This is a genomic window from Halomonas sp. McH1-25, assembly GCF_022348165.1.
GTDB lineage: Bacteria > Pseudomonadota > Gammaproteobacteria > Pseudomonadales > Halomonadaceae > Modicisalibacter.
Window position 1 is genome coordinate 220,525 of record NZ_JAKRFI010000002.1, and the last position, 24,137, is coordinate 244,661.

General features: G+C 60.1%; 22 protein-coding genes. 8 read left to right on the forward strand and 14 right to left on the reverse strand.

Annotated features, from left to right (window positions below):
- Nucleotides 1-66: 66 nt before the first annotated feature.
- The 4 genes from gyrB to dnaA all read right to left on the reverse strand — a co-directional run bounded on the left by gyrB (nt 67) and on the right by dnaA (nt 6,289).
- The gene (gyrB, locus tag MHM84_RS07480) at nt 67-2,487 is read right to left on the reverse strand and encodes a DNA topoisomerase (ATP-hydrolyzing) subunit B (protein ID WP_239264370.1); all 2,421 of its coding nucleotides are present in this window, start codon (nt 2,485-2,487) and stop codon (nt 67-69) included.
- Nucleotides 2,488-2,490: 3 nt separating this feature from the next.
- Nucleotides 2,491-3,600 carry a DNA replication/repair protein RecF gene (recF, locus tag MHM84_RS07485; protein ID WP_239264373.1) on the reverse strand — a complete coding sequence of 370 codons (1,110 nt, stop codon included), beginning with the start codon at nt 3,598-3,600 and terminating at the stop codon, nt 2,491-2,493.
- A 47-nt stretch (nt 3,601-3,647) separates the two neighbouring features.
- Entirely contained in the window at nt 3,648-4,751 is a 1,104-nt protein-coding gene (gene dnaN, locus MHM84_RS07490) for a DNA polymerase III subunit beta (protein ID WP_239264376.1), read from the reverse strand.
- Between the two features lie 68 nt (nt 4,752-4,819).
- On the reverse strand, nt 4,820-6,289 hold the full coding sequence (dnaA, locus tag MHM84_RS07495; protein ID WP_239264378.1) for a chromosomal replication initiator protein DnaA: 1,470 nt from the start codon (nt 6,287-6,289) through the stop codon (nt 4,820-4,822).
- Between the two features lie 571 nt (nt 6,290-6,860).
- Between dnaA and rpmH the strand changes: the two genes are divergently transcribed.
- From rpmH to mnmE, 4 genes are all read left to right on the forward strand, one after another.
- Nucleotides 6,861-6,995: a 50S ribosomal protein L34 gene (rpmH, locus tag MHM84_RS07500; protein WP_019019264.1), complete on the forward strand. Its 135-nt coding sequence runs from the start codon at nt 6,861-6,863 to the stop codon at nt 6,993-6,995.
- A gap of 12 nt (nt 6,996-7,007) precedes the next feature.
- Nucleotides 7,008-7,391, forward strand: a complete 384-nt coding sequence (rnpA, locus tag MHM84_RS07505; protein WP_239264380.1) for a ribonuclease P protein component — start codon at nt 7,008-7,010, stop codon at nt 7,389-7,391.
- Between the two features lie 96 nt (nt 7,392-7,487).
- The gene (gene yidC, locus MHM84_RS07510) at nt 7,488-9,170 is read left to right on the forward strand and encodes a membrane protein insertase YidC (RefSeq protein WP_239264382.1); all 1,683 of its coding nucleotides are present in this window, start codon (nt 7,488-7,490) and stop codon (nt 9,168-9,170) included.
- Nucleotides 9,171-9,262: 92 nt separating this feature from the next.
- Nucleotides 9,263-10,639: a tRNA uridine-5-carboxymethylaminomethyl(34) synthesis GTPase MnmE gene (mnmE, locus tag MHM84_RS07515; protein WP_239264384.1), complete on the forward strand. Its 1,377-nt coding sequence runs from the start codon at nt 9,263-9,265 to the stop codon at nt 10,637-10,639.
- Nucleotides 10,640-10,651: 12 nt separating this feature from the next.
- On the opposite strand, the gene rlmJ is transcribed toward mnmE, so the two are convergent.
- From rlmJ to MHM84_RS07535, 4 genes are all read right to left on the reverse strand, one after another.
- Entirely contained in the window at nt 10,652-11,506 is an 855-nt protein-coding gene (rlmJ, locus tag MHM84_RS07520; RefSeq protein ID WP_239264386.1) for a 23S rRNA (adenine(2030)-N(6))-methyltransferase RlmJ, read from the reverse strand.
- 75 nt (nt 11,507-11,581) lie between these two features.
- The gene (locus MHM84_RS07525; protein ID WP_239264388.1) at nt 11,582-12,268 is read right to left on the reverse strand and encodes an OmpA family protein; all 687 of its coding nucleotides are present in this window, start codon (nt 12,266-12,268) and stop codon (nt 11,582-11,584) included.
- Between the two features lie 35 nt (nt 12,269-12,303).
- Nucleotides 12,304-13,479, reverse strand: a complete 1,176-nt coding sequence (hemW, locus tag MHM84_RS07530; protein WP_239264390.1) for a radical SAM family heme chaperone HemW — start codon at nt 13,477-13,479, stop codon at nt 12,304-12,306.
- Nucleotides 13,479-14,075 carry an XTP/dITP diphosphatase gene (locus MHM84_RS07535; protein ID WP_239264392.1) on the reverse strand — a complete coding sequence of 199 codons (597 nt, stop codon included), beginning with the start codon at nt 14,073-14,075 and terminating at the stop codon, nt 13,479-13,481. The genes hemW and MHM84_RS07535 overlap by 1 nt, the downstream gene beginning before the upstream one ends.
- A gap of 378 nt (nt 14,076-14,453) precedes the next feature.
- Here MHM84_RS07535 and MHM84_RS07540 point away from each other — a divergent pair, with 378 nt between their 5' ends.
- On the forward strand, nt 14,454-15,134 hold the full coding sequence (locus MHM84_RS07540) for a LuxR C-terminal-related transcriptional regulator (RefSeq protein ID WP_239264394.1): 681 nt from the start codon (nt 14,454-14,456) through the stop codon (nt 15,132-15,134).
- A gap of 90 nt (nt 15,135-15,224) precedes the next feature.
- Here the strand turns inward: MHM84_RS07540 and MHM84_RS07545 are convergent, their stop codons facing one another.
- From MHM84_RS07545 to MHM84_RS07570, 6 genes are all read right to left on the reverse strand, one after another.
- Nucleotides 15,225-16,802, reverse strand: coding sequence for a bifunctional aminoglycoside phosphotransferase/ATP-binding protein (locus tag MHM84_RS07545; protein ID WP_239264396.1), 1,578 nt, complete (start codon nt 16,800-16,802; stop codon nt 15,225-15,227).
- Between the two features lie 32 nt (nt 16,803-16,834).
- Entirely contained in the window at nt 16,835-18,124 is a 1,290-nt protein-coding gene (gene hemL, locus MHM84_RS07550; protein ID WP_239264398.1) for a glutamate-1-semialdehyde 2,1-aminomutase, read from the reverse strand.
- 78 nt (nt 18,125-18,202) lie between these two features.
- The gene (thiE, locus tag MHM84_RS07555; protein ID WP_239264401.1) at nt 18,203-18,862 is read right to left on the reverse strand and encodes a thiamine phosphate synthase; all 660 of its coding nucleotides are present in this window, start codon (nt 18,860-18,862) and stop codon (nt 18,203-18,205) included.
- Nucleotides 18,859-19,656: a hydroxymethylpyrimidine/phosphomethylpyrimidine kinase gene (locus MHM84_RS07560; RefSeq protein ID WP_239264403.1), complete on the reverse strand. Its 798-nt coding sequence runs from the start codon at nt 19,654-19,656 to the stop codon at nt 18,859-18,861. The genes thiE and MHM84_RS07560 overlap by 4 nt, the downstream gene beginning before the upstream one ends.
- The gene (gene hemJ / locus MHM84_RS07565) at nt 19,656-20,087 is read right to left on the reverse strand and encodes a protoporphyrinogen oxidase HemJ (protein WP_239264406.1); all 432 of its coding nucleotides are present in this window, start codon (nt 20,085-20,087) and stop codon (nt 19,656-19,658) included. The genes MHM84_RS07560 and hemJ overlap by 1 nt, the downstream gene beginning before the upstream one ends.
- Nucleotides 20,088-20,127: 40 nt before the next feature.
- On the reverse strand, nt 20,128-21,876 hold the full coding sequence (locus MHM84_RS07570; protein ID WP_239264409.1) for a chloride channel protein: 1,749 nt from the start codon (nt 21,874-21,876) through the stop codon (nt 20,128-20,130).
- 212 nt (nt 21,877-22,088) lie between these two features.
- Here MHM84_RS07570 and erpA point away from each other — a divergent pair, with 212 nt between their 5' ends.
- From erpA to MHM84_RS07585, 3 genes are all read left to right on the forward strand, one after another.
- The gene (gene erpA, locus MHM84_RS07575) at nt 22,089-22,442 is read left to right on the forward strand and encodes an iron-sulfur cluster insertion protein ErpA (protein ID WP_239264412.1); all 354 of its coding nucleotides are present in this window, start codon (nt 22,089-22,091) and stop codon (nt 22,440-22,442) included.
- 123 nt (nt 22,443-22,565) lie between these two features.
- Entirely contained in the window at nt 22,566-23,348 is a 783-nt protein-coding gene (locus tag MHM84_RS07580; protein ID WP_239264415.1) for a transporter substrate-binding domain-containing protein, read from the forward strand.
- A gap of 109 nt (nt 23,349-23,457) precedes the next feature.
- Complete coding sequence (locus MHM84_RS07585) at nt 23,458-24,129, forward strand: amino acid ABC transporter permease (RefSeq protein WP_239264418.1); 672 nt, start codon at nt 23,458-23,460, stop codon at nt 24,127-24,129.
- Nucleotides 24,130-24,137: the final 8 nt, after the last annotated feature.

The following is a 24,137-nucleotide window of genomic DNA, read 5'->3' on the forward strand; positions in this document are numbered from 1 at the left end:
CCATGAAAAAGCCCGGTCTCTTGCGAGACCGGGCCCAGCTAGCCACCCAATGCTGCGTCGGGCGATTTATACGTCCAAGTTGGCCACCAGCGCATTCTGTTCGATGAAGTCACGCCTCGGTTCGACTTCGTCGCCCATCAAGGTGTTGAACATCATATCGGCCGCTACGGCGTCCTCGATGGTCACGCGCAACATGCGACGCGTATCGGGATCCATGGTGGTCTCCCACAGCTGATCCGGGTTCATCTCGCCCAGACCCTTGTAGCGCTGGATGGAGAAGCCTCGCTGGGCTTCCGCCATGAGCCATTCAAGGGCCTCGTAGAAGTTGCTTACCGGCTTGCTGCGCTCGCCCCGCGATACATAGGCACCTTCTTCCAGCAAACCATTGAGCGTCTCGCCCAGTGCCGCCATGGCGCGATAGTCGACGCTCTGGAAGAAATCCAGGCCCCAGACATAATCCGTCGTCACGCCATGGGCCGTGAGAGCCACGCTCGGCAGGAAAATGCCGCGTTCGATGTCTTCCTGAAGTTGGAAGACATGGCGCGGGCCGCCCTCGTAGGCCACCAGCGCATCCATTTCAGCCTGCAGGAACTCGATCCAGTGCTGCATGGTCACGCGATCCTTGAGGCTCTCCTCTCCCTTCAGGGTGGTCGCATGAACGATCTTGCGCAGCACCTCGTTGGGGTAGACGCGCGACAACCGATCGATGCGCTTCATCACGTCACGGTACTGCCCGACCAGTCCCTCGAGCTGCTCGCCGCCAATTCCCGGCGCGTCGGCCTGCACATGCAGACGCGCCCCATCCAGGGCAGTCGATGTGAGGTAGTCGAGCAGGGCCTGCTCGTCCTTGAGATACATCTCCTGCTTGCCGCGCTTGATTTTATAGAGCGGCGGCTGGGCGATGAACACATGGCCACGCTCGATCAGCTCCGGCATCTGACGGAAGAAGAACGTCAGCAACAGCGTACGGATATGCGAACCGTCAACATCGGCATCGGTCATGATGATGATCGAGTGGTAGCGCAGCTTGTCGGGATTGAACTCCTCTCGCCCGATGCCGCAGCCCAGGGCCGTGATCAGCGTGCCCACTTCGGCCGACGAGAGCATCTTGTCGAAGCGCGCCTTCTCGACGTTGAGGATCTTGCCTTTCAGCGGCAGGATCGCCTGGGTACGCCGGTCACGGCCCTGCTTGGCGCTGCCGCCCGCCGAATCGCCCTCGACCAGGTAGAGTTCGGACAGGCTAGGATCCTTCTCTTGGCAGTCGGCCAGCTTGCCGGGTAGTCCAGCAATGTCCAGCGCGCCCTTGCGGCGGGTCATGTCACGCGCCTTGCGCGCCGCTTCGCGGGCACGCGCAGCATCGAGCATCTTGTTGACGATCGCCTTGGCTTCGTTGGGGCGTTCGACCAGATATTCGGAAAACTGCCGTCCCATTTCCTGCTCGACGGCCGTCTTGACTTCTGATGAAACCAGCTTCTCCTTGGTCTGAGAGGAGAACTTGGGATCGGGCACCTTGACCGAGACGATCGCCGTCAGGCCTTCACGGGCATCATCGCCAGTGGTGTTGACCTTGGCCTTCTTGAGCAGTCCTTCGGCCTCGATGTAGTTGTTCAATGAACGTGTCAGCGCCGCACGAAACCCGGCCAGGTGCGTCCCGCCATCACGCTGCGGAATGTTATTGGTGTAGCAAAAGATGTTTTCGGCGAAAGTGTCGTTCCACTGCATCGCCACTTCGACGCCTACGCCATCTTCACGCTCGACATTGAAGTGAAATACCGGATTCAGCGAGGTCTTGTTGGTGTTGAGATGGTCGACGAACGCCTTGAGACCACCTTCGTAATGAAACAGCTCTTCCTTGCCGCTACGCTCGTCGAGCAGCCGGATGGCCACACCGGAGTTCAGAAACGACAGTTCGCGCAGTCGCTTGGCGAGTATGTCGTAGTGGAACTCGATGTGCGTGAAGGTCTCCTGGGAAGGACGAAAATGTACCCGAGTGCCACTTTGCTCGGTCTGGCCGACCACCGCCAGCGGCGCCTGTGGCACCCCGTGCTGGTAGGTCTGCTCGTAGACATCGCCGCTGCGCCAGATGGTCAGCTTGAGTTCCTCGGAGAGCGCATTGACTACCGAGACCCCGACGCCATGCAGGCCACCGGAAACCTTATAGGAGTTGTCGTCGAACTTTCCACCGGCATGCAGCACGGTCATGATCACCTCTGCCGCCGACACCCCCTCTTCCGAGTGAATGTCGGTGGGAATGCCGCGCCCGTTATCGCTCACTGTGACCGATTCATCGGGGTGGATGATGACACGAATCTCGCTGCAATGACCCGCCAATGCCTCGTCGATGGAATTATCCACCAGCTCGAACACCATGTGGTGCAGACCAGTCCCATCGTCGGTATCGCCGATGTACATACCTGGACGCTTGCGTACCGCATCCAGGCCCTTGAGAACCTTGATACTCGATGAGTCGTAAGCCTGTTCGCTCATTGGCTACTCCGTCGTGAAGTCATACTGTCCATGGTCTACGAGCCGCCCTTGTTTCACGTGAAACGTTGCGACTGAGGTTTCCGGCTGCCACAGACCGGCAAGCGCTTCGCGCTCGACGCTGGTGATGAAGACCTGACACTGCATGCGTTCGAGCCAGCGGCAGAATGCCTGACGATGCTCGAGATCCAGCTCCGCGGGCAGGTCATCGATAAGATACACGCAGGTTCGCCCTGTCATGGCTTCCAGAAGGCGCCCCTGTGCCAGCTTCATGGCACTGACCACCAGCTTCTGCTGGCCTCGGGACAGCACTTCCACAGCCGGACGACGCGCCAATCGAATACGCAGATCGGCACGCTGCGGTCCCTGCTGGGTAAACCCCATTTGGGTGTCGCTGAGGCGCCCTTGGTCCAGCACATCGGCCAGCGGGCGGCTGCGATCCCATCCCCGATGATATTTCAATGTCAGACCGGGCAACGGCAGCAACCCTGCCAGCGTTTCCTCGAAGACCGGCAGAAAGCGTTCTACATAAGCCTCACGCAGTGCGTCGAGCCGCTCGCTCCACTGCACGAGTTCGCGCTCCCAGACCTTGATGGACTGAACGTCAATTCTATCATGCCTAAGCAGGGCATTCCGATGTTTCAATGCCCGTCGAAACCCTTTCCAGACACTAAAGAAGTCGTGTTCCACGTGAAACACACCCCAGTCCAGAAACTCGCGCCGGGAGGCTGGCGAGCCTTCGAGCAGGCGGAAAGCATCGGGATTGATCAGCTGCAGGGGTAGGGCTTCGGCCAGTTGCGCCACACGGGCAACACGCTCGCCCCCCATGCGCATTTCCAACTCACTGGAAGTCCGCTGCCTGCGTACGCCCAAAGGCAGCGGAGGCGGCCCCGCCAGGCGACCATGCAGCACCAGGGCATCGCTATCATGGCCAATGGCATTCTTGATCTGTTGCGTGCGGAAAGAGCGTCCCATGCCCAACATGTGCACGCCTTCCAGCACGCTGGTCTTGCCGCTACCGTTGGCGCCGAAGATCAAGTTGATTCCAACCGCCGGACGCATGTCCAGCGAATCGAGATTACGCAGGCCCAGAAAGGTCAAACGATCGAGAGGCATCGTCACGCTCGGCGGCGGCGCACGAAGGCGCCGCCGGTCGGAAGGGATTAGAGACGCATGGGCATGACGACGTACAGGGTATCGCCACCGCCCGGCTCTTCCATGATCGCGCTGCTGTTGGGATCGGACAGGGTCATCTGCACGCGATCCTCGCCGAGGGCATTGAGTACGTCGATCAGGTAGCCGACGTTGAAACCGATCTCCATGGCCGCCCCATCATACTCGATGGAAACGTTCTCCTCGGCCTCCTCCTGCTCCGGGTTGTTGGCCATGACACGCAGGTTTGCTGCATCCAGGTTCAGACGTACCCCGCGGTACTTCTCGTTGGAGAGAATCGAGGTGCGCGACAGAACCTGGCGCAATTCGGCGCGCTCGGCAATGAAGACCTTGTCGCCACCACGCGGAATGACTCGCTCGTAATCGGGGAACTTGCCGTCGACCAGTTTGGAGGTAAAGGTGAACTCCCCGGTGTGGGCACGGACATGATTGGCGCCCAGCGTCAGGTTGACAGGTTCATCGCTATTGTCCAGCAGACGGGCCAGCTCGAGGATGCCCTTGCGAGGCACGATCAGCTTTTGCACCGGATCGATATCGATATCCGCCGACCGCGAACAGACTGCCAGACGGTGCCCGTCGGTTGCCACCGTGCGCACGATATGATGGCCCAGCTCCAGCAGCATACCATTGAGATAGTAGCGCACGTCCTGCTGCGCCATGGCGAAGGCCGTGGAGTCGATGAGATGTTTCAGCGTGCCCCGCGGCAGGCTGAGTTCCTGAGTGCTCTGGCCATCCTCGATATTGGGGAATTCAGCCACTGGCAACGTCGACAGGGTAAACCGAGAGCGACCGGCCCGCAGCACCGCGCGCCCCTCTTCCAGGCTGAAGTTGATTTCGGACTGATCCGGCAACGACTTGCAGATATCCATCAGCTTGCGTGCCGGTACGGTCGCCGATCCGGGTTCGTCGACCGTGTTGGGCTCGGTGCGTCCGATCAGTTCGACCTCGAGGTCGGTACCGGTCAGAGACAATTGGCTATCGCGTACCTCGAGAAGCACATTGGACAGTACCGGCAAAGTCTGGCGACGCTCGACCACACCGGCGACCAGCGTCAGCGGACGCAGCAACGCTTCGCGGGAGATGGAAAATTTCATGAAGGCTCCACTCTTGGACTGGGTTCCTGGGCATCATTGTGCCATCGCATGACGATGACTGCCGTGTGTCAGCTGGTCAGCAATCGCAGCAGGTTCTTGTAATCCTCGCGGATATCGGCGCTCTCCTCCTGCAGCGCCAGAACCTTGCGGCAGGCATGCAGCACGGTGGTGTGGTCGCGACCGCCGAAGGCATCGCCGATTTCCGGCAGGCTGTGATTGGTCAACTCCTTGGCCAACGCCATGGCGACCTGACGCGGCCGTGCGACAGAGCGCGAGCGCCGCTTGGAGAGCAAATCGGCAACCTTGATCTTGTAATATTCGGCCACGGTGCGCTGGATGTTATCCACGCCCACCTGCTTGTCCTGCAGGGCCAACAGATCCTTCAGGGACTCGCGAATGAAATCCTGGGTGATCGGTTTGCCCATGAAGTGGGAATCGGCGATCACCTTCTTCAGCGCGCCTTCCAGCTCGCGCACGTTGGAACGAATCTTCTGGGCAATGAAGAATGCCGCATCATGGGGCAGATCGACCTTGGCCTGGTCGGCCTTTTTCATCAGGATCGCCACGCGCGTTTCCAGCTCAGGCGGTTCGATCGCCACCGTCAGTCCCCAACCAAAACGCGACTTGAGGCGCTCCTCCACACCACTGATCTCCTTCGGGTAGCGGTCCGAGGTGAGGATCATCTGCTGTCCCCCCTCGAGCAGCGCATTGAAGGTGTGAAAGAACTCCTCCTGGGAGCGCTCCTTGCCGGCAAAGAACTGGATATCATCGATCAATAGCGCATCGACGCTGCGATAGAAGCGCTTGAAATCGTTGATGGCATTGAGCTGTAGCGCCTTGACCATGTCCGCCACGAAGCGTTCCGAGTGCAGATAGATGACCTTGGCATTTTCGCGCTGTCCGGCGAGCTGGTTGCCGACGGCATGCATCAGGTGCGTCTTGCCCAGGCCGACGCCCCCGTAAAGGAACAGCGGGTTGTAGGCACCGCCGGGATTTTCCGACACCTGTCGCGAGGCGGCCCGTGCGAGTTGGTTCGACTTGCCTTCCACGAAGGTATCGAAGGTGAAGTTGGGATTGAGACCGCTCTGGTGCTTGAGGCTACCTTCGACCTGAACCTGCCGCTCCCCTGCTGCGCCTCGCCGGGGCGTTTCCTCACGCAGCTGTTCTATCTCCTGCTCGTCGGCATAGTCCCCACGCGGTGAAGCATGCACGGCCGGCGCTGACGGCTGCTGAAAACGACTGGCCGAGACAGGACTGCCCAGGTCGCGGGGCTGAGGACTGGGTGCCGCACGCCGGCTGCCGACCGCCAGAATGACCTTGGGAGGTTTCGCCGGCGACAGCTCACGCAGCAATTCGTTGATGCGCTTGAGGTACTTGTCACTGACCCAGTCGCGAACGAAGCGGTTGGGCGCCAACAGGCTTAGCTCGTTGGTGTCACCTTCCTCCGCCTGCAAAGGGCGAATCCAGGTATTGAACTGCTGTGAACTCAGCTCGTCCTGCAAAAAGCCAAGACATTGTTGCCAAAGAGCGACCGACACGCGACCTCACCATCCAGTTAGCGAATGACCGGGCATTGTATCGCTCTCGGAGTGAGTTATCCACACGCTGCCAAGCCATTTCTCCCTGTGGAAAACTACTCTTCAGCCAGGTGGACAGGTAAGGTATATAAGGAAGGATAAGTCATGCCTGTGGATGAATCCAAAATTATCCACACCGATATCCCCGTGCGGCACACCGCCTGCACGCAGGTCGTCCACAGCGATGTTATCGCCGTAACGCATTAATTATAAATTGTTTTTAACGCTTATCCACATATATTGCTCACAGTATTAATAACAACATCATTAAGAAACCAAACGTTATTGTAGTGAATGTATGGATAGCGTGGATTACATTGCGCTCCGATGACGCAAGCTCGACGTGCGGTTGAAACGCCTTCGAGCCAGACGTGTCAAAACCACGTGTGGATAAAATGCGCGTAAAAATTGCACGCAGCTTGCGAATTCACTAGAATTCCCGACCTTGAACCGAATCCGCCCGGGTTCCCGTTCGGAACCCGGGCACTCCGTTTGACCTCTCGTTCACTTAACCACGTGGGAAACAGCAGTTATGAAACGCACTTTTCAGCCCAGCGTTCTGAAGCGCAAGCGCGTGCACGGCTTTCGCGCTCGCATGGCCACCAAGAATGGCCGTCAGGTCATTGCGCGTCGTCGCGCCAAGGGTCGCAAGCGTCTGAGCGCTTGATCCCGGTTGCAAATGTCCTGTCAGGGATTTCCCCGGCAACTGCGTCTGCTGACCGCCGGGGAATATCGGCGCGTCTTCGACCAGGCCTCCTACAAGATCCATGGCAAGGGGTTGCTGGCACTGGCCAGTGACAACGCGCTGGGGTATCCACGGGTGGGGCTGGTATTCAGCAAGAAGAACGTTCGTCGGGCCGTCGATCGCAACCGCCTGAAACGCCTCGTGCGCGAATCCATTCGTCTGCAGCAACATCGCTTGCCCGCTGTGGATATCGTCGTTTTGGCACGCCGTGGCGTTAACGATCTGGACAACGAGACACTGCATCGCCAGCTTTACGGCATGTGGCGTCGACTGGAGAAGGATGTCCGCAAGCAAATGGCCGTCTCCTCACTCTCTTGACCGGACAGCAGCAGCGCGGCCTCGTCATGCCCATTCCGGTCATCGGTGCTGAACGAAGCCGCCAGATTGATCCATCACCCCACCGGGCAGATCCCCATGGATGTAAAACGACTTCTTCTCGTGATACCGCTAGCGGTACTCGCCTACCTGCTGGTAATCCAATGGAATCAGGATTACGGCCAGCCTAACGTCAACGTCCCTAGCGCCCCTACTGTTAGCGAAGCACCGCCTGGCAGCAATGACGCCGCCGCGACGGATGAACAAGGCTTGGCGGCACCAACGGACGCCACGGCTAGCCCCGCCAGCGGCAATATGCCGGGCGAGGGTACGACCGATAATCGCCGCAGCCTCGTCCAGGTCGCCACCGACGTACTCGACGTACGCATCGATCCTCAAGGTGGCGATATCGTTTACGCGGCACTGCCGCAGCATCTGCGCAGCCAGGATTCCGAGCATCCCTTCGTGCTGCTGTCCGACAACCAGGTGCGCAGCTATGTCGCCAAGTCCGGCCTGCAATTGGAGGATCATCAGGGACGCATCGCTTTCACGCCGGAGCGGACCACTTACCGACTCGGTCCCAACGAAGAAAGGCTGACCGTCGATCTCGCCGCTGAAGTCAGCGGTGTGGATATCATCAAACGCTTCACTTTCGAACGCGACAGCTACGCGGTAAACGTCAGCTATCACCTGGCCAATGAAAGCCAAGAACCGGTCACGGCCCGCTTCATCGGCCAATTGGCCCGCGACAACAGTCCGGACCCGACCAGTGGCGTTTCCATGGGCATGAGTTCGTTCCTCGGCGCCGCCTACTCCTCACCCGAAAGTCACTACGAGAAGGTCGACTTCGAGGAGATCCAGGAAGGAAGCTTCAACAATCAGGACGTCCAAGGTGGCTGGGTCGCGATCATTCAGCACTATTTCGTCTCTGCCTGGGTTCCGGGCCAGGACCAGCAGAACCTCTACTACGCGACAACCGATGCCCGTGACCGCAACGTTGCCGCCTTTGCCAGCCCGACCCATACCATTGCGCCGGGTAGCGAGGCGACACTGGACGCCACGTTGTATCTGGGGCCAAAAGTGCAGGAGCGCCTGGAAGAAGTCGCCCCGTATCTCGAGCTGACCGTCGACTTCGGCTGGCTGTGGTTCATCGCCAACCCGCTGTTCTGGCTGCTCGAAAAGATCCATAGCGTGATCGGCAACTGGGGCTGGTCGATCGTGGTGCTGACGGTCGTCGTCAAGCTCGTGCTGTTCCCCCTCTCCGCCACCGCCTACAAGTCGATGGCCAAGATGCGCAAGCTCGGACCCGAGATGCAGCGCATCAAGGAGCAGTACGGCAACGATCGCCAGAAGATGTCCCAGGAGATGATGAAGTTCTATCAGAAGGAGAAGATCAACCCGCTGGGCGGCTGTCTTCCGATTCTGATCCAGATGCCGGTCTTCATCGCGCTCTACTGGATGCTGCTCGAGTCCGTCGAACTTCGCCATGCGCCGTTCATCCTGTGGATCGACGACCTGTCGGTGAAGGATCCCTACTTCGTGCTGCCGATCCTGATGGGCATTTCCATGTTCCTGCAGCAGCAGTTGAACCCGACACCGCCGGATCCGACCCAGGCCAAGATCATGAAGATGCTGCCGATCGTCTTCACGTTCTTCTTCCTGTGGTTCCCGGCCGGCCTGGTCATCTACTGGATCGTCAACAACACTATCTCGATCCTGCAGCAGTGGTTCATCACGCGCAAGCTGATGGCCGACCCGGCCCCAGCCAACAAGACCAAGTAGGTTTTGTTGCCTAGCCAGACCCCCGCCCCGTGCGGGGGTCTGGCGTTTAAGGCCTCTCCTCGCGACAATGTCGGCAAACGTCGAGAATTTTCATGCCCGATAGCCCTCTCTATACCCAGGACACCATTGCCGCCTTGGCCACGCCACCCGGACGTGGCGGCGTCGGCATCATTCGCGTCTCGGGGCCTGCCAGCCGCGAGATCGCCAGCCAGGTACTGGGACACTGCCCGCCACCTCGTCACGCTCACTACGGCCCTTTTGCGGGCCACGAAGGGGGGATCATCGACGAGGGAATCGCCCTGTACTTTCCCGGCCCCAACTCCTTCACCGGAGAGGACGTACTCGAGCTCCAGGGCCATGGCGGTCCGATAATCATGGACCTGTTGCTCGAGCGCTGCGTCCAGCTCGGGGCACGTCTGGCCAGGCCCGGTGAATTCTCCGAACGCGCCTTCCTCAACGACAAGCTCGATCTGGCCCAGGCCGAGGCCATTGCCGATCTGATCGATGCCAGCTCGCGGGCCGCTGCCGAGAATGCGCTACGCTCGTTGCAGGGCGAGTTCTCGCAGCGGATCACTGCCCTGGTCGAACGCCTCGTCGAGCTGCGCATGTACGTCGAAGCGGCAATCGATTTTCCCGAAGAGGAGATCGACTTTCTGGCAGACGGCAGGGTTGCCGCCATGCTCGACGGGGTCCGCCAGGAACTTGCCGGTGTGCGTGCGGCGGCGGGCCAGGGCTCGCTGATGCGCGAGGGAATGAGCGTGGTGATCGCCGGGCGTCCCAATGCCGGCAAGTCCAGTCTGCTCAATGCCCTGACCGAGCAGGACACCGCCATCGTCACCGACATCGAGGGCACCACTCGCGACGTGCTACGCGAGCATATCCATATCGACGGCATGCCGTTGCACGTCATCGATACGGCGGGCCTGCGCGACACGCCCGACGCCGTGGAACAGATCGGCGTGGCCCGCGCCTGGGCCGAGATCGAGAAGGCCGACCGCGTGCTGTTACTGGTGGATGCCGCCGCCAACCAGGCGAGCGATCCCATGGCGATCTGGCCCGAGTTCGTGGAGAGGCTGTCCGATCCGTCGCGGCTCACCTTGGTGCGCAACAAGATAGATGCGAGTCAGGAGCCTCCGGGTATCGATTTATCCACAACCCCGCCGACCCTGCGTTTGTCCGCAAAGACCGGAGCGGGTGTGGATAACCTGAAGGAGCATTTAAAAAGCGTGATGGGCTACAGCGCCACCACGGAAGGCCGATTCTCCGCACGGCGTCGTCACCTGGATGCCCTGGACCGGGCGGATGACGCACTAACCAATGGTGAAGCGCAGTTGCAGGGCCATGGAGCGGGAGAGCTACTGGCCGAAGACCTGCGCGCAGCCCAGCAGGCGCTGGGCGAGATCACCGGTGAGTTCAGCGCGGACGACCTGCTGGGCAAGATCTTCGGCGAGTTCTGCATCGGCAAGTAGCCGGGCCAGGTCTCATTCCTCCACCCACCAGTCGCCGCGGTGGGTGGCCTCTCGGCCCCAAAGGCCGACCACGTCGGAGAATACCCGATTCAAGGTCTCGTCCAGCCCCCAGGGTGGATTGAACAGCAGCATGCCGCTGCCGTACATGCCGTGACTCTCCCCGGGGGGGTGCAGACGCACCTCGCTACGCCATAACTTTCGCAAGCCTGCGTCTCGTGCGTGTTCCAGTAGCGTCTGATGGCGTCCCGCCGGCAACAGGGGATACCAGATCGCCACCTGCGCATGACGCGCCTTGCGGGCCACGTAGGCCAGCGTGTCGGCAACCTCGGCGTAGTCTTCCTTGCGCTCGTAGCTGGGATCGATCAGTACGCACAGCCGGGGAGTCGATACCGGCAGCAATCGGCGTAGTCCCGCTAGGCCATCCGCGTGAATGCGCCGCACGTTGACCGGCCATGGCTGGGCCTCGAGATGATCGTGTTCGCCGGGATGTAACTCGAACAGGCTGAGTCGATCCTGCTTACGCAGGCTATCCGTTAGCCACCACGGCGAGCCCGGGTAATGGGTCAGCGCATGTCCCGACCGGCTTTCCTGAGCCCGATCCAGTCCCGCAAACCACGCCTCGAGCAGATCATGCTTATCGCCCAATGCCCGTCGCGCTTCCCAGAGGGGAAGAATTCCCTGTTGGTACTCCTTGAGTTTCTGCGTCTCCTTTCCGGCCAGAGGATAACGACCCCGACCGGCATGAGTGTCTACATACGTAACCGATGATTCTTTACGTAACAAATTCCGCTGCGTGGCATACAGCGTCAAGTGCTTGTGCACATCGGCAAAGTTACCGGCATGATAGGCGTGCTGATAGGCAAGCATGGCGATGTTCCAAAGAAAAAGGCCCGCCGAGATCGACGGGCCCTGGCAACACAGGATGGTAGCGCGAAGGCGTTCTTATTGCTGCTGTTGGATCTGTTGCTGCATGGGAGTGAGCGTGATTTCGACGCGGCGATTCTGCGCACGCCCCTGCTCGTTGGCGTTGCTGGCTACCGGCTGGCTTTCGCCATATCCCACCATGGTCAGGCGCTGCGCAGCGACGCCGTTCTGCATGAGGTAGTTGCCTACCGATTGAGCCCGGCGCTCCGAAAGCTGCTGGTTGTAAGCATCGGAGCCGCTGCTGTCGGTGTGTCCGGCAATGGTGATGCGCGTTTCCGGATACTGCTGCATGACGGCCGCCGCATCGTTCAGGGCCTGACGCGCTTCAGGCGTGATCTCGCTAGAGTCGAAGCCAAACGTCACGCTGCTTGGCATGTTGAGTACGATATTGTCGCCCTGACGCTCAACGCCGATGCCGGTACCCTGCAGGCGCTCACGCAGTTGGGCTTCCTGGCGGTCCATGTAATAGCCGATGCCGCTGCCGGCAGCGGCCCCCACAGCGGCGCCGATCACGGCCCGGTCGCGGCGACTCGAACTGCCGTCTCCGCTCAGTGCCCCGGCAACGGCCCCGACAGCCGCTCCAATCCCGGCCCCGGTAGTCGCCTTGGCACGCTGAGTTTCGCCTGAGTAGGGATCCGTCGTCGTACAACCGGTCATCGCTACGGCAGTAGCCAGAGGTAGTGCCAGCCAGAACTGTTTGGTCATCCTTTGCAAACTCCTTTCCTGCATGGGTCCTCTTCTCACGCCTCACTCTGCTGAGCGAGCCGGGCGAGAAGATCGTTCAAAAATAACAGGCCTTGAGGAGTGGCCTGCATCCGATCGGCGTCTTGCACCAATAATCCTTGGTGGCGCAGTGACGTCAGACGTTCTTCCATGGACGATGCCGAACGCCCCGTCGACGCGGTCCAGGTCGTCATGTCGACCCCATCGACCAGGCGCAGTGCATTCATGGCGAACTCGAGAGGCAACTCGTCTTCCTCGATCCGCTGATGACCAGCCACGAAACCGCGTGGATCGTTCATGCGTCGCAGGTAGGCTTCGGGCTGGCGGCTCTTCCAGCGCCGTTCGATGATAAGTTGGTCATCGACCCAGCGACTCAATTTGCCATGCGCGCCGGCACCAACGCCAAGGTAATCACCAAAGCGCCAATAGTTGAGGTTGTGTCGCGACCGGCGCCCCGGCCGGGCATAGGCGGAAATCTCATAGCGTGTCAGGCCGGCCTGCTCGAGCCGGGCATGACCGGCATCCTGAATGTCCCAGAGCAGATCATCCTCGGGCAGCCGCGGCGGATGCGAATGGAATTCGGTATTGGGTTCCAGGGTCAGTTGGTACCAAGAAAGATGCTCAGGTGATAGGGCGAGTGCCTGCTCCAGATCGTCCAGTGCCAGGTCGAGCGTCTGCCCCGGCAGGCCATGCATCAGGTCCAGGTTGATGTTGTCGAACCCTGCCCGTCGTGCGCTCTCGACAGCCCGCCTTGCCTCGTCACCGCTATGGATGCGCCCCAAGACCTCCAACTGCTTGGGCTGAAAGCTCTGCACACCGATCGACAGGCGATTGATGCCCGCGTCTCGATACCCGGCGAAGCGTTGTTGTTCGACGGTACCGGGGTTGGCTTCCAGCGTGACCTCGCAGTCCGCGGCCAACGGCAACCGTTGCGACAAGGCCGAGAAGAACCGCGCGTAAAATGCTGGCGACATCAGGCTGGGTGTTCCACCACCGATGAACACACTGGCGATTGGACGTTCGCCGGCCAGCGCGACGTCAGCATCGAGATCCGCCAGCAATGCCTCGAGATAGGCCTCTTCCGGCAGCGTGGCGCCACGTCCGATGCCATGAGAATTGAAATCGCAGTAGGGACATTTGCGCACGCACCAGGGTACATGCATGTAGAGGGCAAGCGGAGGCAGCATTGACATCAGCGCAACCTATCGACCAACTGGCGCAGCGCCCTGCCCCGATGGCTCAAGCGGTTCTTCTCCTCGGCGCTGAGCTCGGCGGCACTCATGCCACTTTCGGGTACCCAGAACAGCGGATCGTAACCGAATCCTCCCGTCCCCCGCGGGTACGCCAGGATTTCCCCTTCCCAACTCATCTGAACGATCTCGGGAACCGGATCCTCGGCATGCCGCAGCAGGACGAGAACGCACCAATAACGAGCGGTTCGCTGACCTTCGGGAATCTCTGCCAGCGCCTCGAGAAGCTTGCAATTGTTGGCCTCGTCGTCCTTGGGCTCGCCAGCATAACGGGCCGAATAGATACCCGGCGCGCCCTGCAAGGCATCGACGGATAGCCCAGAGTCATCGGCCAATGCCGGCAGGCCACTGACACGTGCCGCCTCGCGGGCTTTGAGCAAGGCATTCTCGACGAAGGTCAGCCCGGTTTCTTCAACCTCGGGGACGTCGAAATCCGCTTGGGGATGCACGGCATAGCCCAATGGCCCCAGGAGTTCATCGAACTCTCTCAGCTTTCCACGATTGCCACTGGCCAGCACGAGCGACTGCGTCACGGTCATGGAAACTCCTCCTCGAAAATCTGCCTATTTTACGGGCTAGCGCCGCAGTGAGCACGTACTTGACTATTTAACCATAAAACCAAGATGCAATTTCTCATGCATGAATTTGGTAAATAACTAGTTTCTTACCACGATAAGAGCTGATAGAAATCATGGCAGGATAAGTCATACCGTTGGGTTAGCGGCCTGGTGCCTTGCGGCTTCGGGCTACACGACAAAAATGCATAGTAACGCCGATGTGCAGTTGTTTTTTTCATATCCTTTTTTCAGTAACATTGCTTTACAAAAAGTGAAAAAGCGACAACCTTTATAGTGCAGCCTCATGGCAGTAGGGATGCAGTAACTTAACGGAACTAGTCACACTTCAGGAGCAGGACCATGAGCCAAGGGAACGCGAAGATTCTTCTAGTCACTGATTGTAATCCCCAGTCGCAGCTATTCATGGATTACATATCGGAACAGCTGGGACTTCAGATATCGGCAGTCGGGCCCCACGAGGTCAGTGATGACATCGAATGTGAGAACAAACTGGTGCTGCTCGATGCCGACCATGTGGACGAAAACAGCATGCAGCAGTGGCACCACCATACGGTGGAATGCCAACACGTCATTCTGGCCGCCTTCAATCTGCGCGATGAGGATCACGCGGCAGAGATCCTCGCCGCCTTGCACTTGCACGGCGTGTTCTACCGCCGCGACAGTCTTAAGCTGATCTGCAAGGGTATCGACGCTCTACTCAAGGGCGATCTATGGATGTCTCGGTCATTGATGACTCGACTGATCCAGTTCTATCGTCGCCAGCAGCTCAACGCCTATCGCCCGGTCTGCAGCTTGACCCATCGCGAACAGGAAATCATTAGCCTGCTGGGTTCTGGCGCCTCGAACACGGAAATCGCCGACAAGCTTTTCGTCAGCGAACATACGGTCAAGTCTCACCTTTACAACACCTTTCGCAAAATCAAGGTGCACAATAGGATCCAGGCAATGAATTGGGCACGTCAGAATCTAGGCCCCTTGCCGCCCATCCACTCCCACTCCCGGCATAGAAAGAGCGAATAATCCGCACACGGAGCATGGCATATTATCGAGAAAAGCGGATGCTCCGTCACTCTTTACCCCTTTCTGACACTGGACACCGGCCGCGCTTTCTCACGGCCGATTCAGGCGCAGGTGTTCCTGAATCATCCCCACTAATGTCAGGTTGGCGTTTTCGGCCGTGGTGTCCAGATGGATAAGGTGCAGTCGCTCCTCGTCGGTGAATTCTTCGAAGCAGGCCAGTTGCCGCTCGAGCACGGCCAACCCGGCCTCGGAGGGATCTCCGCCGCGCCGTGCACGCTTTTCTATTCGCGCCTTGAGTGTCGCCTCATCGGCCTCGAAACTCACCATTAGTACCGGCAGTCCACGCCCGACCGCCTGCTGGCGTAGCAGATCGCGCTGATCGCGGCGCAGACAGGTCGCATCGATACACACTGGCAACCCCGATTCGAGCAGGACACCGGTCAATTGCGCCAGGCTCATGTAGGTCTGGCGAGTCGCCTCGGAGGTATAGATATCCACACCCTGTTCGGCGGTACGAGCCTGTGGATCGAAACCGAACAGGCGCTTGCGCTCCACATCGGAACGTAAACGAACCCCGCCCAGGCGTCGCACCATTTCTCCGGTAAAGCGGCTTTTGCCACTGCCGGACACACCGACCCCGATCACCAGATAGGGGAAGGTGAACTCCGTATAGCGCTCGGCCAGATCGATGTATCGACGATAGCTGGCCATGACCGCCGGTCGATCCGCAGGGTGAAGCTCCGGCTGGTGATAACGCAGAATGGCCACCTTGGCACGCACCAGGGCACGATACAGCTTGTAGAATGGCAGCAAGCGCACCAATGTGTAATCGCCGGACAGCTCCAGGTAGCGATTCAGGGCATGGTGAGCGAAAGCTTCCTCGCCCCGCGTCTCGAGATCCATCAGCAGAAACGCCAGGTCGGCACCGACGTCGCTCCAGCGCAACTCTTCGTTGAACTCGATGCCGTCGAACATCAGTGCTCGCCCCTCGTGACGCACAGCATTGCCCAGATGCACGTCGCCATGGGTTTCACGAACGTAACCCTCGCGCCGCCGCCTCACGAACTCGTCGTTGAAGCGCTCCAGGGCCTCCGACACCCAGGTATGCAGGACATCCAGCCGGCGGCGATCGGCATCGCCCTCGAGACGCGGCGCGATCAGCGCGAACTCGCGCTCCATGATGCGCTGCATGGCCTCATGCGAGCCCCAGTCGTCACCGTCATCGGGAAGGCGCTGCGCCCCCTCGTGGAAGATCACCAGTTGATCGACCAGATCGTCGAGCAGCTCCAGCGACAGGTCGCCGCTGGCCTGAAGGTTGCTGAACAACAGACGATTGCTGAACTGACGCATCTTCACTGCATATTCGAAGGGCGCCGAGGCATCGTTGATCCGCGGCGCCTCGGGACTGCCCGAGATGGGCACGACTTCCAGATACAGCGACGGAGCCAGCCGCCGGTTGAGCTGGACTTCCTGGGCACACAGCCGACGACGCTTGTCGAGGGTGGAAAAGTCCAGAAAACTGCCGAAATCCAGCGGCTTCTTGAGCTTGTAGGCATACTCCCCGGTCAGCACCACCCACGAGATATGCGTTTCGATGATTTCGATAGCGTCGACGGGATGGTCGTAGCATGCGGCATCGTTCAATGCCTGGATCAGTGCCTGACTCAATGCGTTCTCTCCCTAGAATGACCGTCGCTCTGTCAGGCCTTGGCCAGCCCGGCGAAAACCTGCTCCGCGGCATCCAACGTCGCGGCGATGTCCGCATCGCCATGCGCGCTGGACATGAATCCTGCCTCATAGGCGGACGGTGCCAGATAGACGCCATGGTCGAGCATGCCGCTAAAGAAGCGCCGGAACATGGCTGCATCGCAGGCGGTGGCCTGGGCGAAGTTCTCCACTCGCGACTGGCCGGTGAAAAATACGCCGAACATGCCACCGGCCTGTTGTGTGATCATTTCCACGCCTGCCGCCCTGGCGCGTTCCGTGAGGCCGCTGCATAGCGTCTCGACACGCTCGGCCAAGGCCGCATGGAAACCGGGTTCCTTTACCTTGGTGAGCAGCGTAATGCCGGCGGCCATGGCCAGCGGATTGCCTGACAGCGTACCGGCCTGATAGACCGGGCCCAGCGGCGAAATTTTTTCCATGATCTCGCGCTTGCCGCCGAATGCGCCGACCGGCATGCCACCACCCACGATCTTGCCCAGGCAGGTCAGATCGGGGGTGACGGCGTAATGCGCCTGCGCGCCGCCCAGCGCTACGCGGAAACCGGTCATTACCTCATCGAAGATCAGCACACTGCCATACTGGTCGCAAACCGTGCGCAGCGTTTCCAGAAAATCAGGCACGGGGGGAATGCAGTTCATATTGCCGGCGACCGGCTCGACGATGATGCAGGCCACCTCGTCGCCGATTTCGGCAAAGCTTTCCCGCACCGCCTCGCTGTCGTTGTAGGGCAGCGTGATGGTGTGTTCGGCCAGCGCAGCGGGGACGCCGGGCGAACTGGGCTCGCCATGGGTCAGCGCACCGGAACCGGCCTTGACCAGTAGCGAATCGGAATGGCCATGATAGTTACCCTCGAACTTGACGATCTTGTCACGTCCCGTGTGACCACGTGCCAGACGGATCGCCGACATGGTCGCCTCGGTACCCGAGTTGACCATGCGCACCATGTCCATCGACGGCATGATCTCGCAGATCAGCTCGGCCATGGTGGTCTCGATGGCGGTCGGGGTACCGAAGGACAGGCCGGCATCGAGACGTTCGCGAACCGCCGCGAGGACGTCGGGATCGGCATGGCCGGTGATCATGGGTCCCCACGAGCCCACGTAATCGATATAACGCTTGCCTTCGACATCGAACAGATAGGCCCCTTGGGCGCGTTCGATGAAGACCGGCGGCCGCTCCAGCCCCTTGAAGGCGCGCACCGGTGAGTTCACTCCGCCGGGAATATGGCGACAGGCCTGTTCGAAGAGCTGTGCGGAAGTGGTCATTGGATGCCTCTATTTGCGAATTTGTGGATAAACCTCTGGACAGGTCGAATAACTTTACGTTGACGGCCTGTGGATAACCTATGGATACGCTGCCAAGCGTGCGTTGATGGCTCGAACCCGGGCTTCGGGATCGTCACCACCGAACACCCCATGGACCGTGGCCAGCAACTCGGCTCCCGCGCTGCGCGCCAATCCGGCATTATCGATATCGATGCCACCTATCGCTACTCTTGGCAGCCCGAAGCGTCCAGCCTCGGCCAGCAGATCGAGCGTTGCCGGTGGTGCCTCGGGCTTGGTCTTCGAAGCGAAGAATCGGCCGAAGGCCAGATAGCTGGCCCCCTCGCTGGCTGCCCGTTCGGCCAGTGCAAGACTCGCATGGCACGTGGCCCCGATGATCGCCTCGGGACCCAGCACTTCCCTCGCTTCGCGCAGCGAACCATCCTCCTGCCCGAGATGCAGGCCAACGCCGGTAAATCCATCGTCGCGCAAACGTCGCGCCAGGGCCAGATCGTCGTTGATGATCAGCGGCACCGCAACGTCGCGGCACATCATGGCCAGCGCCAGTGCCTGACGCAAACGATGGCTCAGATCGCCGGACTTGTCACGGTACTGAAGCAGGGCCAGTCCTCCGTTCAGCGCCGCTCGACACGCAGCGAGCAATTGCCTGTCGTTGGATAGCAGTTGGGCATCGGTAATCGCATAGACCCCACGGGTCCAGTCGTGTCGCTTGTCGGTCATGGTCTCCACCGTCTGGGCAAGGCCTGCCCCGTTCCCGGTTGCCAGCCGTGTCGCAGGCTTTCCCAAGTGAACTGCTGGGCCTGCTCGCAGGCCGCCACCAGGCTTTCTCCCACGGCCAGGCGAGTCGCCACGGCCGACGCCAGAGTGCAGCCCGAACCGTGAAACTGGCCCGGCAAACGGGACCAGCGCCACTGCCGGCTGGTTTCGGGAGTATGCAATGTATGTATTACGGTATCGTCCGGCGTTTCCGGTGGCGGATCGTCAGTACCAGTGACCAACACCGCCTGGCAGCCCTGTGACAGCAGGGCGACGACCCGATCGACATCGCTACCGGCATCTTCCCCCGCCAATCTCGCCAACTCGTGACGGTTGGGCGTCAGGATATCCACAAGCGGTAGTAACCGATGACGAAAATCGTCGATCAATGCGGTTGTGGACAAGTCTTTCCCACCGCCGGCGCGCAGCACCGGATCGATGACCAGCGGAATTCCGGGACAGGCGCGTACCACATCCTCGATGGCGTCCAGGCTCGCCTCGTCCGCGATCAGACCAACCTTGATCGCTGCTACGTCGAACTCGTCGAGCAGGGCCCAGGCCATATCGCGAATGCCATCGGGGGCGCAGGGCGTTACATTGAACACGTCGTGGGTGCTCTGCACCGTGAGGCTGGTTGGCACCGTGACCGGCCAACCGCCACAGGCCAGCACGGTCTCGGCATCGGCAACCAGGCCGGCTCCGCCGGTTGGGTCGTGTCCTGCCAAGACGAGAACCACGGGAAGTTTGGCACCGTGCATCAATAGGGTTTAACCATGGCGAGGATGACGATCAGGATCAGGGCAATGACCGGGGCCTCGTTGAACCAACGGAAATAAGTATGCGACTTGGTGCAGGTACCAGCGGCCAAGCGTTTCATGTAGGCCAGACACATGTGGTGATAACCCACCAGCAACAGGACCAGCAGCAGCTTGGTATGCAGCCAGCCCTGACTCAGAAAGCCCGGGGCCATGAACAGCAACCAGGCGCCGAGCGCGATGACGGCAACCATGGAGGGGGTCATGATGCCGCGAAACAGCTTGCGCTCCATGACGGTGAAGTAGTCCATCGCCTGAGTGTCGTTCTTGTCGCGAGCCATGGCGTGATAGACGAACAGTCGCGGCAGGTAGAACAGGGCGGCGAACCAGGTGACCATGGCGACCAGGTGAAACGCTTTTACCCACAGGTACATTGCATCTCCTTATTGCAGTCAGCAGTCTCGATTCTTGGGATCAGCGCTTGTAGCGGTAGTAACTCTCGATGGCATCGCGGGTGATGATACCCGAAATCTTCTGAATCAGCGGGGCGGTCGTGTGCTGTACGTACAGCGCATCCACACCGTACTCGTTGAGGCGCTCGAACGCTTCGTTGAGGGTAGCCTGCAGGTGAATGGGCGCCAGTTCCAGGCGTTGGCCTGGAATCTCCAGCAGGTCGAAGGATTCCTCGTCAGCCCACTGCTCGTCGAGCATTACACGTGCCAGGTCCGCTGCTTTCAGTGCAATCGGTGTCTTCTCTTCTTGGGAACGGGTGATCACCAACCAGGTCGGCTTGTCTTCGAGCAGAGCTTGGGCCTGCTCACGACTGATCATACGCTGAGTGCGGGCCAAGCTGCGTTCCATGACAGCCGGTACGGCGACTCGAGAGAGAGCCTGCATCAATGGTTGCTGTAAACGATGCAGGCCGTGTTGCGTCTGGGTGATGAAGAATCCTTGGCAACCACAGAGCTGACGTGAGGTGAGTACGGCTACCGAGACCGAGAGCATGCCTGGCAGGATGATATTGGGATTATGGGTCAGCTCGAGCAGCGCCATCAATGCTGCCAGCGGTGCCTGTAATACGGCGCCCATCATCGCCGCCATGCCCAGCATGGCATAGAGTGCAGCCTCGGAGGCGACCTGCGGCCACAGCCAGCCTCCCAGCATCCCGCATAGGGCTCCCGCCGCCGCACCAATCACCAACACCGGACCGATGATACTGACCGACACCCCACAAGCTACGGCGCCGGCAGTCAGCAACAGCTTGCCGATAGCGACAGCAATAAGTACGTCTATGGCCACATCGCCGGTCAATGTGGCGCCCAAGGTGTCATAACCCATGCCTTGGACCTGAGGATACCACCAGGCCACCGCGCCAACGGACACACCGACCATGGCTAGACGCAACCATCCGGGTACACGTTCCAACCGTGGACCGCTGCGGGCAATGTGGACGAATAAACCAGCAAGAAGGCCGACGATCAATCCGGTGAGGAGGATCCACGGCAGATCGACCAGCGACCCCAGGCTTACCGGGGGTACCTGGAATGCAGGATCGCTGCCATAAACCAGCTGTGCGATGACTGCCCCTGTGCTCGATGCCAGAATCACCGGCAAGAAACCGGCCGTGGTGTATTCCATCAACACCACTTCCATGGCGAAGATGACCCCGGCGATAGGCGTATTGAACGAAGCTGATATGCCAGCCGCGGTGCCACACCCAACCAGTACCCGCAAGCTGTTATGAGGCAGGCGCATACGCTGTCCGAGCCCGCTGGACGCTGCCGCGGCCAGATGGATTGCCGGCCCCTCACGCCCAGCAGAAAGCCCACCCACCACGGTAACTATCCCGATCCACCACTGATTGATCCAGTTGCGTAGCGGAAAACGCCCCTGGTGGTAGCTGAGCCTCTCGATGACATGGGCAATACCGACCTTGCGTGCCTGGGCTGGCTGACGCCATAGCCAGAGACCGATCAGGCTGACAGCCACTATCGGCAGCAGCGAGCGCAGGAAGGGAGACAGCATCTCGAAAGATTCGATGTTTCCATGCGGCATCAGCAGCCAGGCACCCAGGCTGAGAAGCAACCGGAAGATGACCATTACGCCGCCGGCCAGCAGTCCCGAGACTACCCCCAGCACGCAAAGCTGCGGTAGGGCATCGACGCTGGCCAGTTGGCGCCGGAAACGCTCGAGACTAAGATCGGGCAAGGGCAGACGAGACAAGACACGTTCCTTACGATCATTGCAAAAACTGGCTGCGCCGCGTCACCCTTCCCTGAGGAGCGCTAACCTTTACCTTGTGTATCATATTTGTAGATCAGCGTCTCAATCTGTCTCGCGATGGCCCGGTGCCATTGGTAAAAGTTGACCCTTTTGCTAGGTTTTGTGGATAATATCGGGTTCTATTTCTGTCGACTTTCGGAGGCTCCCATCTCATGAGCGGTGCCGAATCCTTTGCCCCCACTCCCCTGCTACTCACCGATGCGGCCGTTCGCCGCCTGCGTGCCCTGGCCACCGAAGAAGGCAATCCCGACCTCAAGCTGCGTGTATTCGTGACCGGTGGTGGCTGTTCGGGATTCCAGTATGGGTTCGATTTCGCCGAGCAGACCGCTGCCGACGATACCGTGATCGCTATCGACGATGTCGGCATGGTCGTCGATCCGTTGTCCTATCAATATCTGGTGGGTTCGACGGTCGATTTCGAGGAGGGCCTCGCCGGTGCCCGCTTCGTGATCAAGAACCCCAACGCCACATCGACCTGCGGTTGCGGCGCCTCGTTCATGGTCTGACTTGGCTATTTTTCTTCACGCCGGTCAGTCCGGCGTCATCCTTTCTGTTACTTGACGGTTTCCCCCGAACTCGCCAAGGTAAAAGGCGTGTTCCATGAATAAAATTTCTAAGTGGGGAACTCCATGAAAAAGAATGTTCTAGAACGGGTCTCTCTGGCCGCTGCCATGGCGGCGGGACTCGGCATCGCCACCGTCGCTTCCGCGCAGGAAACCGTCAGCGCCGTCACCGATCCCAGCTTCGTCCCTTTCGAGATGATGGACAAGGACACCGGTGAAATGGTCGGTTTCGACATGGACATCCTGCGCGAGATCGCCGATCGCGCCGGCTTCGAGCTCGACCTGCGCACCATGGACTTCAACGGCATCATCCCCGCCGTGCAGACCGGCAACGCCGATCTGGCCATCGCCGGCATCACCATCACCGACGAGCGCGAAAAGATCGTCGATTTCAGCGATCCCTATTACGACTCCGGCCTGCGTATCCTGGTGCCCGCCAACAACGACAGCGTCGATGAAATCAGCGATCTGGAAGGCATGAGCATCGGTACCAAGATCGGCTCCACCAGCTATGACTTCCTGCAGGAAAACCTCGGCGACGCAGCGGACATCAAGCCCTACCCGGGTAGCGCCGACATGTACATGGCACTGATGGGCGGCAGTGTCGACGCAGTCTTCTACGATGCCCCCAACGTCGGCTATTTCGCCCAGACCCAGGGGCAAGGCCGTGCCAAGGTGGTTGGGCCGCTCTATGAAGGTCAACAGTACGGTATCGCCTTCACCTCCGGCAGCGAATGGCTCGAGCCTGCCAACGAGGCACTCGCCTCCATGAAGGAAGACGGCACCTACGACGAAATCTACAAGAAGTGGTTCGGCGAGGCGCCCAGCGAGGACGGCGCTTCACAGTAACCTCACTTCGCCGCGATGAACGGGGCCGGGTGGCCAAGCGCCCGGCCCCGTTGCGTTTCCATTCCAAAAAACCAGGGCCCTGTTCGGCGGGCCCGTACGGAGAACCGACGTGGACGTCACTTTCCAGTTCGATTGGCAGGCGGCCATCGACTCCATTCCCTACCTGCTGGAAGGGATACCCTGGACGCTGCTGATCTCCTTCGGTGGCCTGGCCATCGGCTTCATCATCGGCATCGTCTTCGGCCTGCTACGCATCAGTCCGATTGCCATCCTGCGCTGGCCGGCAATCGCTTACATCGAAGTGTTTCGCGGCACCCCGGTACTGGTCCAGGTACTGTTCATCTTCTATGGGCTGCCTCAGATCATTGGCGGCCCGATCAACGCCCTGACCGCCGGCATCGCCGCCATTGCCCTCAACGCCGGGGCCTACATCTCGGAAATCGTACGCGGCGGCGTTCAGTCCATCGAGAAGGGCCAGCGCGAGGCCGGCCTTTCGCTGGGCCTGTCGCGCGCCCAGGCATTTCGCTACATCATCTGGCCGCAGGCCTTCCGGCGGATGATTCCGGCACTCGGCAATCAAGGTATCGTCAGTATCAAGGACACCTCGCTGTTCTCGGTGATTGGGGTCGGTGAACTGGTTCGCCAGGGCCAAATCTACATCGCCACGACGTTTACGGCCCTCGAGGTCTATTTCATGGTCGCCGTGATGTACCTGGCCATCACACTGAGCCTGTCCTTCGCTCTGCGCCAGATCGAACGCCGCGGCCTGGTCGGACAGTGAGGAGAAAA